2 protein-coding genes are annotated in these 1,196 nt (G+C 70.5%); both read right to left on the reverse strand.

Annotated elements, in window-relative coordinates; all coding sequences use genetic code 11:
* The coding region (locus ACIKT0_RS18630) for an SH3 domain-containing protein (RefSeq protein ID WP_407106799.1) at positions 1-476 on the reverse strand (476 nt) is incomplete at its 3' end.
* 188 nt (positions 477-664) lie between these two features.
* Positions 665-1,196 (reverse strand): HpcH/HpaI aldolase family protein (locus ACIKT0_RS18635; protein WP_407106800.1); only part of this gene is annotated, 532 nt, incomplete at its 5' end.

Consider the following 1,196-nt stretch of genomic DNA (forward strand, 5'->3'; position numbering starts at 1 on the left):
CAGCCGCCGCGGCCGTGGTGCCTGCCGCGGTGGTGGTCCCGCCGCCAGGAGCGCTCCCAGCCGGAGCGGCCCGGACGCTCCGAGTACCAGCGCCCGCCCCAGTAGTAGAAGCCGTCATCGTAGTAATAGGGGCGGCTGTCCCAATAACCGCCGATCGACAGGCCGGTGATCACCTCCGGCTCATACTCGTCGATGATCACCGTCGACCGGGAGGGCGCTCCGCCGGCGCGATCCAGATAGCTGGCGCTCGCAAAGCCGGTGCCCTGGGCGCCCATGCTGATCTCGCACCACGAGCCGGTGCAGCCGAGCACGTTCACGGCTTCGCCTTCCGGGAGGGTGTCGATCACCGGGTAGCTGGTGCCGGGGCCGGCGCGCACGTTCAGCGCCGTGGTGGCGATCGCGGTGTCGGCGTGCGCCGCCCCTGCCGTGGCGAGCAAGGCGCCGCCGGCCAGCAAAGTCCTTAACAGTGGGGTCATTGGCGTCGAACTCCTCAATTCCGAATGCGCCGTTCGCAGAGCTCCGTCCGCCCCGGCCGAAACGTCTTACGCGCGCTGGCGCCGAATGCGCGCGATCCGGTCTGCAAACGCACTATCCCGGTCATCCGTTCAAGTCCGCGCTAGCCTGTCCGCTTGACGACATAGCGCTCCGGCGCCGCGTCGGAAGCTCATCCGCCGGCGGAGGCGCCGATCGCCGGCGCGTCGAACACGTCCGAAAGCGCCCGCTCCGCGCCGGCGGAGAGGAAAGAGAGGTCGGGCCCGAGCGCGATCATCGGGAAGCCTCGCCGCACATAGTCGGATGCGATCGCCGGCGAGTTGGCGAACACCGCGACCGGCTTCCCCGCGCTTCGTCCGGCGACGAGCACCCGCCCGAGCGCTTCGACGACCTTCGGATGGCCGACGTCGATCGTCGCGCCCTGCGTCAGCGAGACGCTGAGGTCGTTCGGCCCGATCAACAGGCCGTCGACGCCCTCCGTCCGGGCGATCTCGTCGACATTCGAGAGCCCGCGCTCGGTCTCGATCATCGCGAGCGCCAGCGTCAGGTCGTTGGCGCTCGCGAGATAGCCGTCGCGGTCAAGGCCGAGCAGGGTCATGGCGCGGCTCGGCCCCCAGCTGCGGCGGCCGACCGGCGGGAATTTCACCGCGTCCACGAAGGCGCGGGCGTCGGCCGCGGTCTCGATCATCGGCGCGATCAGGCCG

It is taken from the genome of Hansschlegelia beijingensis, assembly GCF_045505405.1.
Taxonomy (GTDB): Bacteria; Pseudomonadota; Alphaproteobacteria; order Rhizobiales; family Methylopilaceae; genus Methylopila; species Methylopila beijingensis_A.